Origin of the sequence: Aeromonas sp. SER (assembly GCF_038739615.1) — a bacterium.
Classification (GTDB): domain Bacteria; phylum Pseudomonadota; class Gammaproteobacteria; order Enterobacterales; family Aeromonadaceae; genus Aeromonas; species Aeromonas jandaei.
This window is the reverse complement of record NZ_JBCGFC010000005.1, coordinates 22976-37512: the sequence shown is the minus strand read 5'-3', so window position 1 is coordinate 37512 and position 14537 is coordinate 22976. Positions and strand designations below refer to the sequence as shown.

Sequence of the window (14537 nt, the reverse complement as noted above, 5' to 3'; positions counted from 1 at the left end):
CTTTTTGCATCGAGATCCCTTCATGATAATTCCCTGGCAAGAGTTGGATGCCGACACCCTGACCAACCTGATCGAACATTTCGTACTGCAGGAAGGAACCGAGTATGGCGAACAGGATGTATCACTGGGTACCAAGGTTGAGGAAGTGCGCAGCCAATTACAGCAAGGCAAGGCGGTGATCGTCTACAGCGAGCTGCACGAGTCGGTCAATATTGTGCCCAAAGATCGCTTTGACGAGTCGGCTTGACCGAACCCGAAGCCTGCCTTTATAACGGAATTTCCAAGGAAGAGAGAATTCTATGTCGGCCAAGCACCCCATTATTGCCGTCACCGGTTCATCCGGTGCCGGCACCTCCACCTCCACCATCGCCTTTCGCTCCATGTTTCATCAGCTTGGTTACCAGGCGGCAGTGGTCGAGGGTGACAGTTTTCACCGCTACACCCGCCCCGAGATGGACGTAGCGATCCGCAAGGCCCGTGAACAGGGGCGCCACATCAGCTATTTCGGCCCCGAGGCCAATGATTTCGGACTGTTGGAGAGTTTCTTTCAGGGCTATGGCCAGGATGGCACCGGCCAGTACCGCCGCTATCTGCACAGCTTTGATGAAGCAGTGCCCTTCAACCAGATGCCCGGCACCTTCACCCCCTGGCAGCATCTGCCGAACGATACCGACCTGCTCTTCTATGAGGGGCTTCACGGCGGTGTAGTCACCGAAGATCACAATGTGGCTCGCCACGTGGACTTTCTGATAGGCGTAGTGCCCATCGTCAACCTGGAGTGGATCCAGAAGCTCATTCGCGACACCTCGGAGCGGGGCCACTCCCGTGAGGCGGTAACCGACTCCATCGTCCGCTCCATGGATGACTACATCAACTTCATCACCCCGCAGTTTTCCCGCACCCACATCAACTTCCAGCGGGTTCCGACGGTGGATACCTCCAACCCTTTCAGCGCCAAGGTGATCCCGAGCCTGGACGAGAGTATGCTGGTGATCCGGTTTCGCGGCATCAAACAGGTGGATTTCCCCTACCTGCTTTCGATGATCGATGGCTCGTTCATGTCGCGGATGAACACAATCGTTGTTCCGGGTGGCAAAATGGGCTTTGCGATGGAGCTGATCCTCAAGCCGCTGATCCAGCAACTGCTCGAAACGGGCAAAATCACCTGATACAAAGGAGCTTATGATGCGCTTTGCCTCTCTCTCTGTGGTGCTGTTCGGCCTGCTGGGTGGCTGCAGCAGCGGGCCGTCAGCACCAACGTTTGAACCTGGAACCATGGTGGCTCGCTCGCTCGGTGACTGGACCTTCGGCGCCACTCCGCGCTACGCCCTGGCCGAACAGTATCAGTTTGCCGGCGATCAGGCCGAAGGGTGGCTCGAACCCATCCAGAATGCGGTCAGTAAAGAACTCAATGGCAAGGGGTGGCAGAGCGTTCCTCTTGATGAAGCGGATCTCTGGGTCGCTATCGGTGTGGCGGGTGACAAGGATATCAGCGATGGCCAGATTTTTGCCCGCCTTGGCATGACACCCGGGGTGCAGGCCGCACCGGATCAGCGCAAGGGCACCCTGGCCATTGTGTTGCTCGACCGCAAAACCCAGAAAGCAGTCTGGAGCAGCGTCATCTCGCTGGCCAGCGATGCAGCCATTGCCGATAACCAGCGCCAGGCTCTCAGCCAGCAGCTCGCGGCCAAACTGCTGGCGCCAGTCCCCACCCACTGACGTCCTCATCAGTTTCTTGCTGATGATTTGAATAAAAAAGAGCGGCTTGTCAGATGACAAGCCGCTCTTTTTGTTGGCTCGCGCCGGGATTACTTCAGCTTGCAGGTGAGCAGAGTCACCCCTTTCTGGGTCAGCAGTGCCTGTTTGTCCTGATTCCAGAAGGTGGTCACGCCGTCGGAATATTTGGCACCGTTATCCGATTCGACACGAGCCAGCTTGTGATAGACCCCGGCATAGGGGAACTGCACCATGTCAGCCTGAGCATCATAAGTAATGGCCAACAGCTCTTCCCCGCACTGGTACTGACTGTACTGATACTTGGTGGGTTGCGGGCTGGTGCACGCAGCCAGACCCAACAGGGGAAGCAGAGCGATCATCTTTTTCATTGCACTTTCCTTATGTCATGGCGTTATCGATGGAACAACGCTTCGGTTATCAAGCCTCAAGAATTTGATAACTATGGGTAATTTGTACCGCTTTTTCCAACATCAGGGAAACAGAACAATATTTCTCCATCGACAACTCGACCGCTCTGGCAACCTGCTTTTCTGCCAGCCCCTTGCCGGTCACCACAAAATGGAGATTAATCTTTTCAAAGACCCGGGGCACACTGTCAACCCGCTCACCGTCGAGTTCAACATGGCAAGCCGTCACGACCTGACGCGCCTTCTCCAGAATGGATACCACGTCGATGGAGCTGCAACCGCCCACGGCCAGCAACACCATCTCCAGCGGGCTGGCCCCCTCGCCCGGGTTGGCGCCATCCAGGATCACCTTGTGTCCAGATTCGCTCTCCCCGACAAACTTCATCCCTTCAACCCAGCTGACCTTGGCTTTCATCTCGCATCCTCTTTGGTTAAGCCTGTGCTCATGATGCCCCTAGCATACCCCAGCCATCACGGCTTCGGCATCTCTTCACCCGACCGGGCAACCACAGGGGCAAGATGATTGGGAGGTTAATAGATCAAAATCAACATCTCCCCTCCCTATCTTCCCTAGAATGGCTGAAGCGGCGCAGCAGGCATTACTCAAAGGGCTCTATTCAAAAGGGCGCAAAGCCTTGTCAGCACAGACAAAGGCTCTTATCCTACTGCGACTAATACAAGGAATGGCAAGAGTTGGCTGCTTGCCTGGACGCTCGAGTCCATAAAAAGACACTACAGAGGAATTCTCATGGTTATTGGCAAACCGCAAAGCGATCCCACCCTGGAATGGTTCTTGTCGCACTGCCACATTCATAAGTACCCCGCCAAGAGCACCCTGATCCACGCGGGTGAAAAAGCGGAAACCCTCTACTACATCGTCAAGGGCACGGTTGCTGTGCTGATCAAGGACGACGAGGGCAAAGAGATGATCCTCTCCTATCTCAACCAGGGGGATTTCCTCGGCGAGATGGGTATGTTCGAAGAGAACGAAAATCCCGAGCGCTCTGCCTGGGTGCGCGCCAAGGGCTCCTGCGAAGTTGCCGAGATCTCCTACAAGAAGTTCCGTCAGCTGATCCAGGTCAACCCAGATATCCTGATGCGCCTCTCCGGCCAGATGGCCAAGCGCCTGCAGCACACCAGCCAGAAGGTGGGTAACCTCGCCTTCCTGGATGTAACCGGCCGGATTGCCCAGACCCTGCTGAACTTGGCCAAACAGCCGGATGCCATGACCCACCCGGATGGCATGCAGATCAAGATCACCCGTCAGGAGATCGGCCAGATCGTCGGCTGCTCCCGTGAAACCGTTGGCCGCATCCTCAAGATGCTGGAAGAGCAGGAGCTCATCTCTGCCCACGGTAAAACCATTGTGGTATTCGGTACCCGCTGATCCACTGGTCCCGGACCACTGGCTCCAAAAGGCTGCTACGGCAGCCTTTTTTGATCACCTCCCCTATAATCCCGAACGCCCGTTCCAGCTTTCGCCAAGAGAATCGCTATGCACCTTCAATGTCCCCGTTGCCGCAGCCAGCTTCATCTGCATGAAGCCTCAAAGGGTCGCTACTGCGACAACAAGCACCACTTTGATCCAGCCCCGGAAGGCTATCTGGATCTCATCCCCGGCAAGAAAAACCCCAAGGACAGCGACAGCCGGGCGTTGATGCGCGCCAAGCGTCACTTTCTCGAACAGGGCCACCAGCTGCCGCTGGTCGAAACAATGGCCAGCCTGCTCGCCCCTCTCGAGCCGCGCGAACTGATCCATCTGGGCTGTGGCGAGGGCTACTACTGCCGCGCGCTGGCCGAACGCCTGCCGGGCTGGCAGTTTGCCGGCGTCGATATCGCCAAGAATGCCATCTTTGCCGCCACCAAGGCGCAGCCTGACGGCAGTTTCGTCATTGCCGATCCAGCCAAAGCCCCGCTTATGCCAAACTCCGCTGACTTGCTGCTGGTCAACGACCTCAAGATCAAAACCGAACAGCTGGTCAACTGGCTGGCACCGGGCGGCTATCTGCTCTATCTGCAGCCAGGCCCCCGCCATCAGTGGCAACTAAGAGTCAGCCTCAACCCGATCAGCATGGAACACCCGCTCAGCTGGCCGGCCCTCGCAGGCCTGACCAAGATTGCGCAGCAACGCGCTCAATTCTCCCAGACTCTCGATCAGGGACTGCGCAGCTTTATTCTGGAAACCAGCCGCCTCGGCTGGCGGGCCACGGGTGAGCAGCGCCACGCGTTCACCCATCAGGGCCCAGACGAACTGGAACAGGATCTGCTGCTGACCCTGTGGCAAAAACCGCTCTGATCACAGTGCGAGAGCAGGCTCCCTGCTCTCGCCGACCCCCTTTGAACATCAAAACGTGATTTGGTTCACACGCTCAATCATTGCTCTCCCCTTTGCCCTCCCCCCGGCCAAACTCAGATTAAAAAACTAACAATCTGAATTAACTAGACTTTTAAACTGTACAAACCTGACACACTCAACATATTCATCTCCTTATGGCGCCAATTAAACACAGATAGATTCAGCGCCAGTCAAGGTTAGGGCGCCTACCGTGTGGCTATCGGACCATTTCCGATTTAACAGAACCGAATACAGGTTCGGAAGTGTTTACATCAGAGGAATAAGCATATGAAGAAGTCTGCACTGACTATGGCCATCTCCAGCCTGCTGCTGGCGAGCGGTGCCCATGCTGCTACTGTGTACAACCAGAACGACACCAAGCTGGACATCGGCGGCCGCGCTCAAGGTGCTTACTATGGCACTGACAACAACAGCGCCGAAGGTGACCAGAGCTATTTCCGTCTGCACGTTGCAGGCGAAACCAAAATTGCTCCGGAAATGAAAGCGTTCGGTTTTGCCGAATACAACCTGCCGACTTCCGGTTCTGACAACGATGAACTGCGTTATGCCTACGCCGGTATCAAGCACGACCGCTTCGGTGCCTTCAGCTACGGTCGTCAGGATGGCCTGTTCACCAAAGCCGTTAACAACTACACCGACGTACTGCCCGAGTGGGGCGGTGACGGCCTGGGTAAAAATACCGAAGTATTCGGTACCGGTCGTACCAATGGCCTGGCCCAGTACATCTACACCTATCAGGGTCTGACCCTGGGCGCCCAGTTCACCGGTAACAACGATCCGCAGAACTCCGGCCGCAGCGAAATCAACCAATCCTTCAACGGTAACAACCCGTATGTTGCTGGCACCAACTGGAACAGCACCGGTTCCAAAGAGGGCTTTGCCTTCTCCGCCAACTATGACTTCAACATGGGTCTGAGCCTGGGTGCCGTATACAACCAGGCAGGCAAGACCGACGAGCAGGCTAAATACGCTGCCTTCGGTGGCGAGAAAGATGCCAAGCTGATGGGCTTTGGTGCCAAGTACGCTGCTGATAACCTCTACTTGGCCGCTACCTACTCCCACGGTGAAGATCACCTGTTCGTCAAGAACGGCTACGCCGAGAAGATGGATGGTTACGAAGCCGTTGCCCAGTACACCATCGGCAAGTTCAAGCCTTCTCTGGCCTACCTGCGCACTGACGTGAAAGATGGCGCTCACGGTATCGATGATACCTACACCGAGTACGTATCTATCGGTGCCTGGTACAACTTCACCGACAACTTCAACGCTTACATTGACTACAAACTGAACCTGCTGGATTCCGTAGATGGCAAGTCCGTCAACTCCCTGGGTCAGAACACCGATGACGTTGTTGCTGTAGCCCTGCAGTACAACTTCTAAGTTTTTAGAAGTCAGTTATACCTGTGAAATCAATGTCTACTGTTTGAATTTCTTCCGGCCGCTTGCGGCCGGTTTTTTATTGCGCCTTTTCAGCACCTTGCATATAACTATCGAGCGGAGAGTTGCCAAGTGCCGCTATCTGCATACAAAAAAGGTGCACAGAAGGACATTCACGGATGAAACGACTGTTCTGGAACAAGATCTGGTGGCAGATGTGGTTGATACTGTCGCTGCTGTTGGGAAGTCTCGGTTTTACCGCCCCCGCGCAGGCAAGCTGGGACAAGAGCCTCTACCGTCAGCTCGGCCTCGCCGGCAAACTTGATCAACAAACCTTTCGCAAAGCGCTCAATAGCTACCAGAGCGTGCGCCATAAAAACAAATCCATTCTGACCATCATCGATTACAGCAAACCATCCACTCTGCGCCGGTTGCTGGTCATCGATATGAAACGCTACAAACTGCTCTACTACACTTGGGTCAGCCACGGTCGCAACTCTGGCGAACTGGCCGCCCATCAATTCTCCAACCAGCCCAACTCGATGAAAAGCTCGCTCGGTGTCTATCGCACCGCCGAAACCTATCTTGGCAAGCATGGCTACTCACTGCGGCTGGATGGTCTGACTCCGGGTCTGAACAGCAATGCCCGCAAGCGGGCCATCGTGGTGCATGGAGCGGACTATGCCAGCCCGCGCCATCTGCTCAAATATGACAAGCTGGGCAGAAGCTGGGGTTGCCCTGCCCTTCCGCAGGAGCAGGCCAGAGCCATCATAGATACCATCAAGGGAGGGAGCGTGATCTACGCTCACGGATAAAGAAGAGGGTCAGCAATCGCTGGCCCTTTTCTTGAACACTTGTTTTTAAATAACCGTACAGCTCGTTTTATTGGCGAACGACCAGCACCGGACAAGGGGCATGACGTACCACTGATTCGGCAACGCTGCCCACGAGCAGGTGGCTGATGCCGGAGCGACCATGGCTCCCCATCACGATGAGATCCGCCTCATCATCATTGGCCTGAATGACAATCTCATCGGCCGCGCGGCCAAAACGGATGTCAAACGTTGCAGGAATCGGCAAGGTAGCCACCAGCTCCTTGAGCTGGGTTCTGGCCTGACGCTCCATCTCATGAGTAATCTCGACAGCAGTCATGTGCAGGATCTTGTAGCTGTCAAAACCATGCAGTTGATCGACGACGTGAACCAGCTTTAACCGGGCGTCATGGCTTTGCGCCATGAATACGGCATAGTCGAGAACCGCTTTGGACATTTGAGAAAAGTCGACGGGACAAAGCAGTGTCTTGATCGATGGCATAAGCAGTCTCCTCTACTGATTGGGGTGCTATTGAATCTCAACGAGATCATATCAACCCGACTGCAAATAACTCTCGACCCTGTCGCAAAACGAGCATTCAAAGGCATGGTTACCGCGCCTCCCAAAGAGCACATGGTGTAAAATAAGGTATCAACACCCCCTTTTTCGCTGCCCTCGAGAGGCCGATTGTGACCATACTGCGTATCGGTTGTCTGTTGGTCTGTTATCTCTGCGCATCTCTCTTCTGCCGCGCAGAATCACTCCACGTCTATTGCGACAACTGGCCCGGTTTCTGTCAAACCGATGGACAAGGGTTCTACCTTGATTTGGTCAACAGCATCTATCAACCCCATGGTTACACCATCGTCCCCCATATTGTTCCCTACAAACGGGCCCTCGCCATGGTGACCCGCAACAAGGGGGACATGGCACTGGGGGTCTATCAACATGAACTGGGCAATGTGCGTATGCCGGAATACCCAGATTCAGCGGACGATCTCTCTGTCATCATGCTCAAGCAGTGGCAGCCAAAATGGCAGGGGGAGCAGAGTCTGGCTGGCCAGCAGGTGTTATGGCTGCGGGGATGGGCACTGGACAAATACATATCAGTACCCATGAACTGGCATGAAGTGGACAGCTACGAGATGGCCCTCCAGCTGCTCGAGAAGGAGCGCTATCGCTATTACATGACCGTCGGTGTGCTGCACGCCGCCAATCCGCCCCCCACCAGCATGAGCCGCATCTTTTTACGCTGGATCCCCACCTATCCTGTTTTTAGCGACAGCGAGCGAGGGGAAGCACTGCAGCAGCTTTGGGATAGGGAGATGGTCAATCTGATCCGCAGCGGCGAGCTGGCCAATATCTATCGGCGCCATCAGCTCTACAACTATTACCAGGGCTTTATCAAGGAGATGGAGCTGCAGGCAAAAGTAGCCCCCATCCGTTAAATCTTCCTACTCTTCCTGCCCGTTATGGCAATACCCCTTGGCCAGTCGGTCATAGAGGATCACGTTGACAGATGCAGCCAGATTCATGCAGCCCCGGGTCGGCACATAAACCACATCTTTCACCGCGCCATAGAGCTTGGGATCCAGGGTGCCATCCTCCGGCCCGAAGATATAAAAAGCGCGTTCCGGATGGATATAGTCGGGGAGCGGCGTAGCGCCGTCGATCAGATCGACCACCACGGGAACACACCCTTCCGGCATGAATTGCAGCAGGTCATCCACCCCGAGCAACGGGATCTTCTCCACCATCTGCTTGGTATCGGTGGCAAAGCGGCGCGCCAGTTCGAAGCGGTTGCCGGTGTAGTAGACCTCATCCACCCCGTAGCAACCCGCAGCTCGCATCACGGCACCGACATTTTCCGGGGATTTGGGATTGACCAGCCCTACGCAGCAGAATGCTCTCTTTTCCATCATCTCTCCTCATCTTGCGGCGGCCATTATAAGCCGCTGCGGGGCCACCGACCCGTTAAAAGTACCTCACCAGGCTCAACAACTCGTCGCCCCATCACGGATGTCGATTTTTTGTGCGCAAGCCGACAAATTTTGTACAAACCGATAGCCGACAAACGTTTCCCAGCAATAATGGACAAACGTTTGTAAATGGATGCTTGTCTATGACTGAGCGTGAACAAGAGATCCTCGCCCTGCTGCGTCAGGATCCCATGATTGCCCAGCAGGAGCTGGCCGATCGCCTCGGCATCAGCCGCTCTGCGCTGGCCAGCCACATCTCAAGCCTGATCCGGCAGGGGTATGTGCAAGGCAGAGGTTATGTACTGCGAGAAGGCCCCTACGTGGTGGTGATCGGCGGTGCCAATATGGATATTTGCGGCACCAGCCACGACAACCTGCTGCTCGGCGACTCCAATCCGGGCAAGGTGCGCACCTCGGCCGGTGGTGTTGGCCGCAATATCGCAGAGAATCTGGCACGGCTCGGCAGCGATACCCGACTGCTGACCGCAGTCGGTAACGACCAGTATGGTCACCATCTGCTGGAGGTAAGTCAGCGGGCCGGCGTCGATGTGCGCCAGACTCTGGTGCTCGATGGCCACACCACCTCCTGTTATCTCAGCCTGCATGATGGCAGCGGCGAAATGAGCTGTGCCATCAATGACATGGCCATTATCGAGCAGCTCACTCCTGCCCGCCTGACCCCGCTCGGTGGCTTTCTCGGCGGTGCCCGGCTCTGGGTGCTCGACACCAATCTGGCCATTCACACCCTTGATTGGCTGTTCGAGCGGCAAGGTGAGCACGCCATCTTTGTCGATACTGTTTCGGTGGCCAAGGTGGAGAAGATCCGCCCCTGGCTCGGCAAGATCCACACCCTCAAACCCAATCGCAGCGAAGCCGAGCAGCTGTGCGGCATGACCATCGCCGGGCCCGAAACCTGGCCCATGGTGGCTGCCTGGTTCCACCGCGCCGGGGTCAAGCGACTGTTCCTCAGTCTGGGTGAACAGGGGATCTTCTACAGCGATGGCGAGCAGCAGGGCCACCTGCCGGTGCTGGGCAGTCCGGTACTCAACGTCACCGGCGGCGGGGATGCCTTTATGGCTGGCCTCGCCCACGCCTGGCTGCAAGAGCTCGACATTGCCCAGACCACCCGCTTTGCCCTGGGCTGCGCCGCCCTCACCGTCAATTGTTCCGATACCGTTTTTTCCGGTCTGAGCAAGACCGCCGTTGACCGCATACTGGAGGAGTACTCATGCTGAACGCTTACCTCGATATCCAACCGGAAGTTGCTGCCGCGCTGGCCGCCGGCAAACCGGTCGTTGCCCTCGAATCCACCATCATCTCCCACGGCATGCCCTATCCGCAGAACGTGGAGACGGCCCGTCAGGTTGAACAGGTGGTGCGCGATAACGGCGCCATTCCGGCCACCATCGCCATCCTCGACGGCCGCCTCAAGGTGGGTCTGGATGCCGGTGCGCTGGAAGCGCTGGGCCGAGCTGGCCACAGCGTGACCAAGTGCAGCCGCCGCGACATTCCGTTCGTACTGGCGCGCAAGGGAATGGGGGCCACCACGGTCGCCTCGACCATGATCATCGCTGCAATGGCGGGGATCCGGGTCTTTGCCACCGGTGGCATTGGCGGGGTACATCGCGGCGCACAGGAGACCTTCGATATCTCGGCCGATCTGCAGGAGCTGGCGCAAACGCCAGTGGCAGTGGTCTGTGCCGGTGCCAAATCAATTCTCGATATCGGGCTGACTCTGGAGTATCTGGAGACGCAAGGGGTGCCGGTGATCGGCTATCAGACCGAAGAGTTGCCCGCTTTCTACACCCGCGAGAGCGGCTTCAAGGTTGATTATCGACTGGAGAGTCCGGCAGCCATCGCCGAGGCGCTGCGCCTCAAGTGGGAGCTGGGACTGGCGGGCGGCGCCGTGGTGGCCAATCCCATCCCGACCGCACACGCCATGCCGAAAGCCGATATCGACGCAGCCATTGCCCGGGCGCTCCATGAAGCGGACGAGCAGGGGATCAAGGGCAAGGCGTCTACCCCCTTCTTGCTGGCACGTGTCTGCGAGCTGACTGGCGGCAACTCGCTGGCGGCCAACATCCAGCTGGTACTGAACAACGCGGCGCTCGGTGCCCGCATCGCCGCCGCACTGTAATCAAGCGCAAATGAAAGGAGGGCCTGTTGGCCCTCCTGCTATCACATGTTTTTAATCTCGTTGCCGATGCCCTTGACGGTATCGCGCGTGCCGTGACCTATTTCCTTGGTCACATCACGGGTCGTATGACCGATCTCCCGGGTGACATCACGAGAGGTGTGGCCAATCGTTCGACCAACCCCCTTCATCTCGGCACACCCCGTCAGCAGCACGCCCGCAATCAGCAGAACGCATTTCATCTGTACTGTGCTCATGTCGCGTCTCCCGGCGTTATCAGAGTGGCTTGGCAACCAGCAGGGTATGGCCCGGCCCCGGAATGTCGTGATCCTCCTCGACATGGAACTCGGCCTCGCGCAGACACTGGTACAACTCCTTGGAGTGGTAGAAGCGACTGTTGCCATTGGCCAGACAGGTAAAGTAGAGAGAGGTGGCGTTGAGGCTGAAACTCGCCGCCTCAAACGGCTGCCGATCCCAGAACAGCTCCAGAATGCACAACCTGGCCCCCTCCTTCATGCTGCTTCTGATCCGCCGCAGCATGGCCACAATCTCGTCATGGCTGAAGCAGTCGAGAAACTGGCTCATCCACCAGATGTCCGCCTCACCGGGCAGCGTTTGCTCCGAGAGCAGATTGACCGGATACCCCTGCACCCGCTCGGCAAGCCCCGCGACCCGGATCTGCTCGCTGGCCATGGCAATCTGCTCGGGCAGATCGAGAATGGTCACCTGCAGTTCGGGACTGCGCCGGGCACACGAGATGGCCCACTTGCCGGTATTACCCCCCAGATCGTAGAGGTGGCGCGGCTCGTAGCCGAGTACCAGATCCTGCGCCTGCTTGAACGCCCAGTCCGAATAAAAGTGATCGAAACGAAACCAGCTGCTGCGCGCAGGCTCAGGCAGATCCTTCAGATGGGCATAGAGATTTGACCAGTCGCCAAACTCCTTGAGCCCGGCAGGCGTACCGCTTTCGATGGCCTGCTGCAGGTGGGCAAGGGGCTTGTAACAGACGTGCTGGACAAAATCCATGTTGACCCGGGTCATGGGATCGCTCAACAGATAGTGACCCACCTTGTCCAGCAGGTAGCACTCCCCGTTGAGGTGGCAGATGCCGCCCCCCAGCCCCATGTCGAGCAGTACGCTGACCGCATACTCGGTCAAGCCGGTCGCCTCGGCGATCTGCGCCGCGGTCGCCCCTTGCCGCTCTTTGGCAAGAAACGCCAGAATGCCGAACTCACGCAAGCTCCAGGCTGCCTGAAACAGCATGGGAGCAAAAGCGATCCGCTGGGCCTGACTGATGGCATCCAGTGCGTTATGACGATCCGCCTGATAGTGATTCAAGAGACACCGACCTTACTTGTTGCTGCTGGCGCGATTCAATTCGATTTGAATTGCTTCGTTCAGCCCAATAATCCAGCGGTTGTAATTGCGGTGGATTTTTCCTTTACCCTTGTCATCCAAATTGACGCTGCTCACATAATTAATGGAGTAATTAACGGTGTTATAAGGAATGCTGATATTGGCCTGATGTTGGCGAACCTGAATATGGCCAGTAATTAACCCGGGCTGATCTTCACGCATTACCCACTTTTTACTAACACCGGCATTAATAATGGCGCGAGAAACATCCTTTTCACTCAGATTGGCCGGAACCAGACTATTGGTCATATTCATGACCGGCTGGGAAGTGGAGCAACCGGCAACCAACAGCAGTGTTAATGCGCTGATAATAATTTTGAGCATTTTCATTTTTGTAACCCTTTGTAATTGGAACCTGTCAAAGCCGACCCAATGAGACAATAAAATGTGTGTCCTTTCAATAAATAAAGGTGAGGGTGAATACTTTCTTCATACTTGTAACTTGCGTCACTGCTTGCCTCTGTTCTTGATTTGAAATGGTGGTAATATGCACGTCCTATTCAAATCCTTAACTGGAGCTGAACCACTGGGGGAGCCCGTGGTCGAGTCTCCCCGTTAGCATCACCCTGTCAAGGTCGTTTCGTGTACAAGAATTCCTCTTTTTCCATCGTTGAAAGCTGCGCGCTGGCGCCGGGTCTCACCACCCGGGAGCTGTGGCAAGGCTGGGCGAAAGAGGGGATCTGGCCAACGCAATCGCCTCTGGCAACGCCCCACATCCCCATGATGGTGGCACGCCGGATGAGCCTGGGTAGCCGCCTTGCGGTAGAAGTGGCCCTCGATATGATGTCGCGCCATACGGTAGAGGGAGCCGTGTTTGCCAGCCGCCACGGGGAGCTGGATCGCTCCATTGGCCTGCTGACGGCACTGGCACAGGCGCGCAGTCTCTCCCCCACCGATTTCTCCCAGTCAGTACACAACACCGCAGCCGGGTTGACCTCCATTCAGGGCAAGCAGCCCATCCCCATGAGCTCGCTGGCAGCGGGGAGCGGTACCTTTGCCGCGGCCCTGCAGGAAGCCATCGGCATGCTCGCCGACGGTATGGAACGGGTACTGGTGGTGGCCTTTGAGGGTACGCTGCCGACATTTAGCCAACCCTGGCTCGGCGATGAACCACCGCCCCATGCGGTGGCGCTGTTGCTAAGCCGGGGCGATGAGTGGCAGGGGAGTGCGCTGGCGACGGACACTGGCGCAACCGGCAAGGGCGATGCACTCGCGTGCTGGCGCGCCTTGCTGGACGGCATGCCACAATTTAGCATCACCGACGGGCGCAGGGAGTGGCTATGGCAGCGCAATTAAACCGGCTCTGGCGCCTGATTGGTACCATGCTGGGATTTACCCTGTTCGGCATTGGCTGCCTGCTGCTGACGCTGGTCTGGTTTCCACTGCTCTGGTTATTGGTACGCGGGGAAACGCGTCGCCACCTTGCCCAAAGCACCATCAGAATAAGTTTTCGTTTTTTCCTCAATGTGCTCAGGCAATTAAGGGTGCTCGATTATCGCTTTGACAATATGCCCCAACAACTGAGTGGCGTATTGGTATTGGCCAACCACCCCAGCCTGCTCGATTATGTATTGCTGGCGGCTTACATGCCGGAGTGCGACTGTATTGTCAAAGAGGCGCTCTGGCATAATCCGTTTGTCGCCGGCATCGTGCGGGCCGCCGGTTATATTCCCAATGCCGCGGCCGAAACATTATTACCGGTATGTTGTGAACGCCTGCAACAAGGTGCGGTACTGTTGGTCTTTCCGGAAGGCACCCGCACGACCCCCGGCGAGCCGCTGCAACTGCAACGCGGCGCAGCCCATCTGGCCGTCCGTTGTCAGGCCTGGCTGCAACCGGTTCGCATTCACTGCTCGGCCCCGTTTCTGACCAAACAGCACAAATGGTTCCATGTGCCCGCGCACAAGCCACTCTTTACGATAGAGTTTCTGCCCCAGTGTCAGGCTCGGGATCTGATGCCGCACGAAGAGGCCCCTTCGCTGGCCGCACGGCATCTCACTCACTATTTCAAACGGGTATTGAGCCCGGCCCAATCCGCCTCTGTATGGACTCAAGATGCAACAAACACTAACTGAAGAAATCAAACAACTGATCATCGACAGCCTCAACCTCGAAGGCATGACGACTGCCGATATCGACACCGACGCCCCGCTCTTCAATGACGGTCTCGGTCTCGACTCCATCGATGCGCTGGAGCTGGGACTGGCGATCAAGGGACGCTACGGCATCGTGCTCTCGGCTGATGACGAGAATACCCGTCGTCACTTTGCCTCTGTTGCAGCCCTGGCTGCCCTCGTCAACCAGCAGCGGGGATAATC

20 protein-coding genes are annotated in these 14537 nt (G+C 56.8%); 13 read left to right on the top strand and 7 right to left on the bottom strand.

Translation table 11 applies throughout. The annotated features are described in order from the left end of the window. Positions 1 to 22 precede the first annotated feature (22 nt). The 3 genes from AAHA41_RS09240 to AAHA41_RS09230 are packed head-to-tail and all read left to right on the top strand — an operon-like array spanning position 23 to position 1719. Positions 23 to 247, top strand: a complete 225-nt coding sequence (locus AAHA41_RS09240; protein WP_041210529.1) for a YheU family protein — start codon at positions 23 to 25, stop codon at positions 245 to 247. A 52-nt stretch (positions 248 to 299) separates the two neighbouring features. Next, positions 300 to 1169: a phosphoribulokinase gene (locus AAHA41_RS09235; RefSeq protein ID WP_041210528.1), complete on the top strand. Its 870-nt coding sequence runs from the start codon at positions 300 to 302 to the stop codon at positions 1167 to 1169. Positions 1170 to 1185: 16 nt separating this feature from the next. Next, positions 1186 to 1719: a DUF4136 domain-containing protein gene (locus tag AAHA41_RS09230; RefSeq protein ID WP_323069044.1), complete on the top strand. Its 534-nt coding sequence runs from the start codon at positions 1186 to 1188 to the stop codon at positions 1717 to 1719. Between the two features lie 89 nt (positions 1720 to 1808). On the opposite strand, the gene AAHA41_RS09225 is transcribed toward AAHA41_RS09230, so the two are convergent. Both AAHA41_RS09225 and AAHA41_RS09220 read right to left on the bottom strand, forming a co-directional pair. Then, a complete protein-coding gene (locus tag AAHA41_RS09225) occupies positions 1809 to 2105 on the bottom strand; it encodes an MliC family protein (protein WP_182926105.1) in 297 nt (98 codons plus the stop codon). Positions 2106 to 2154: 49 nt separating this feature from the next. Continuing rightward, on the bottom strand, positions 2155 to 2559 hold the full coding sequence (locus AAHA41_RS09220) for an OsmC family protein (RefSeq protein ID WP_033114601.1): 405 nt from the start codon (positions 2557 to 2559) through the stop codon (positions 2155 to 2157). A 333-nt stretch (positions 2560 to 2892) separates the two neighbouring features. Between AAHA41_RS09220 and crp the strand changes: the two genes are divergently transcribed. The 4 genes from crp to AAHA41_RS09200 all read left to right on the top strand — a co-directional run bounded on the left by crp (position 2893) and on the right by AAHA41_RS09200 (position 6692). Then, entirely contained in the window at positions 2893 to 3531 is a 639-nt protein-coding gene (gene crp / locus AAHA41_RS09215; protein WP_005335304.1) for a cAMP-activated global transcriptional regulator CRP, read from the top strand. Between the two features lie 108 nt (positions 3532 to 3639). After that, positions 3640 to 4440 (top strand): putative RNA methyltransferase, encoded by an 801-nt coding sequence (locus tag AAHA41_RS09210; RefSeq protein WP_201910557.1) that lies wholly within the window; start codon positions 3640 to 3642, stop codon positions 4438 to 4440. A gap of 327 nt (positions 4441 to 4767) precedes the next feature. Further along, positions 4768 to 5880 carry a porin gene (locus AAHA41_RS09205; protein ID WP_041210524.1) on the top strand — a complete coding sequence of 371 codons (1113 nt, stop codon included), beginning with the start codon at positions 4768 to 4770 and terminating at the stop codon, positions 5878 to 5880. 176 nt (positions 5881 to 6056) lie between these two features. Beyond that, a complete protein-coding gene (locus tag AAHA41_RS09200) occupies positions 6057 to 6692 on the top strand; it encodes a murein L,D-transpeptidase catalytic domain family protein (RefSeq protein WP_033114598.1) in 636 nt (211 codons plus the stop codon). 67 nt (positions 6693 to 6759) lie between these two features. Here AAHA41_RS09200 and AAHA41_RS09195 read toward each other — a convergent pair whose 3' ends face one another. Next, a complete protein-coding gene (locus tag AAHA41_RS09195; protein ID WP_033114597.1) occupies positions 6760 to 7191 on the bottom strand; it encodes a universal stress protein in 432 nt (143 codons plus the stop codon). Between the two features lie 194 nt (positions 7192 to 7385). Here AAHA41_RS09195 and AAHA41_RS09190 point away from each other — a divergent pair, with 194 nt between their 5' ends. Then, the gene (locus AAHA41_RS09190) at positions 7386 to 8138 is read left to right on the top strand and encodes a hypothetical protein (RefSeq protein WP_323069045.1); all 753 of its coding nucleotides are present in this window, start codon (positions 7386 to 7388) and stop codon (positions 8136 to 8138) included. 6 nt (positions 8139 to 8144) lie between these two features. On the opposite strand, the gene AAHA41_RS09185 is transcribed toward AAHA41_RS09190, so the two are convergent. Beyond that, complete coding sequence (locus AAHA41_RS09185; protein WP_201968367.1) at positions 8145 to 8609, bottom strand: RNA methyltransferase; 465 nt, start codon at positions 8607 to 8609, stop codon at positions 8145 to 8147. 203 nt (positions 8610 to 8812) lie between these two features. Between AAHA41_RS09185 and AAHA41_RS09180 the strand changes: the two genes are divergently transcribed. Together AAHA41_RS09180 and AAHA41_RS09175 are read left to right on the top strand one after the other, a co-directional pair. Then, complete coding sequence (locus AAHA41_RS09180; RefSeq protein ID WP_043850319.1) at positions 8813 to 9904, top strand: PfkB family carbohydrate kinase; 1092 nt, start codon at positions 8813 to 8815, stop codon at positions 9902 to 9904. Further along, positions 9898 to 10806 carry a pseudouridine-5'-phosphate glycosidase gene (locus AAHA41_RS09175; RefSeq protein ID WP_005335313.1) on the top strand — a complete coding sequence of 303 codons (909 nt, stop codon included), beginning with the start codon at positions 9898 to 9900 and terminating at the stop codon, positions 10804 to 10806. The genes AAHA41_RS09180 and AAHA41_RS09175 overlap by 7 nt, the downstream gene beginning before the upstream one ends. Positions 10807 to 10847: 41 nt before the next feature. Here AAHA41_RS09175 and AAHA41_RS09170 read toward each other — a convergent pair whose 3' ends face one another. Genes AAHA41_RS09170 through AAHA41_RS09160 form a run of 3 tightly spaced genes read right to left on the bottom strand, consistent with a single transcriptional unit; the run spans position 10848 to position 12549 of the window. After that, on the bottom strand, positions 10848 to 11060 hold the full coding sequence (locus AAHA41_RS09170; protein ID WP_050513450.1) for a hypothetical protein: 213 nt from the start codon (positions 11058 to 11060) through the stop codon (positions 10848 to 10850). Positions 11061 to 11079: 19 nt separating this feature from the next. Beyond that, complete coding sequence (locus AAHA41_RS09165) at positions 11080 to 12141, bottom strand: methyltransferase (RefSeq protein WP_323069024.1); 1062 nt, start codon at positions 12139 to 12141, stop codon at positions 11080 to 11082. Positions 12142 to 12153: 12 nt separating this feature from the next. Beyond that, positions 12154 to 12549, bottom strand: coding sequence for a hypothetical protein (locus AAHA41_RS09160; protein ID WP_201931388.1), 396 nt, complete (start codon positions 12547 to 12549; stop codon positions 12154 to 12156). Between the two features lie 252 nt (positions 12550 to 12801). On the opposite strand from AAHA41_RS09160, the gene AAHA41_RS09155 reads away from it, so the two are divergent. From AAHA41_RS09155 to AAHA41_RS09145, 3 genes are read left to right on the top strand one after another with little or no spacing between them, the layout of a single operon-like run. Next, the gene (locus AAHA41_RS09155; RefSeq protein ID WP_215801834.1) at positions 12802 to 13515 is read left to right on the top strand and encodes a beta-ketoacyl synthase chain length factor; all 714 of its coding nucleotides are present in this window, start codon (positions 12802 to 12804) and stop codon (positions 13513 to 13515) included. Beyond that, a complete protein-coding gene (locus AAHA41_RS09150) occupies positions 13500 to 14294 on the top strand; it encodes a lysophospholipid acyltransferase family protein (RefSeq protein WP_323069025.1) in 795 nt (264 codons plus the stop codon). Before AAHA41_RS09155 ends, AAHA41_RS09150 begins: the two co-directional genes overlap by 16 nt. Continuing rightward, positions 14275 to 14535, top strand: a complete 261-nt coding sequence (locus AAHA41_RS09145) for a phosphopantetheine-binding protein (protein WP_033114590.1) — start codon at positions 14275 to 14277, stop codon at positions 14533 to 14535. Before AAHA41_RS09150 ends, AAHA41_RS09145 begins: the two co-directional genes overlap by 20 nt. The last annotated feature ends 2 nt before the right edge of the window (positions 14536 to 14537 follow it).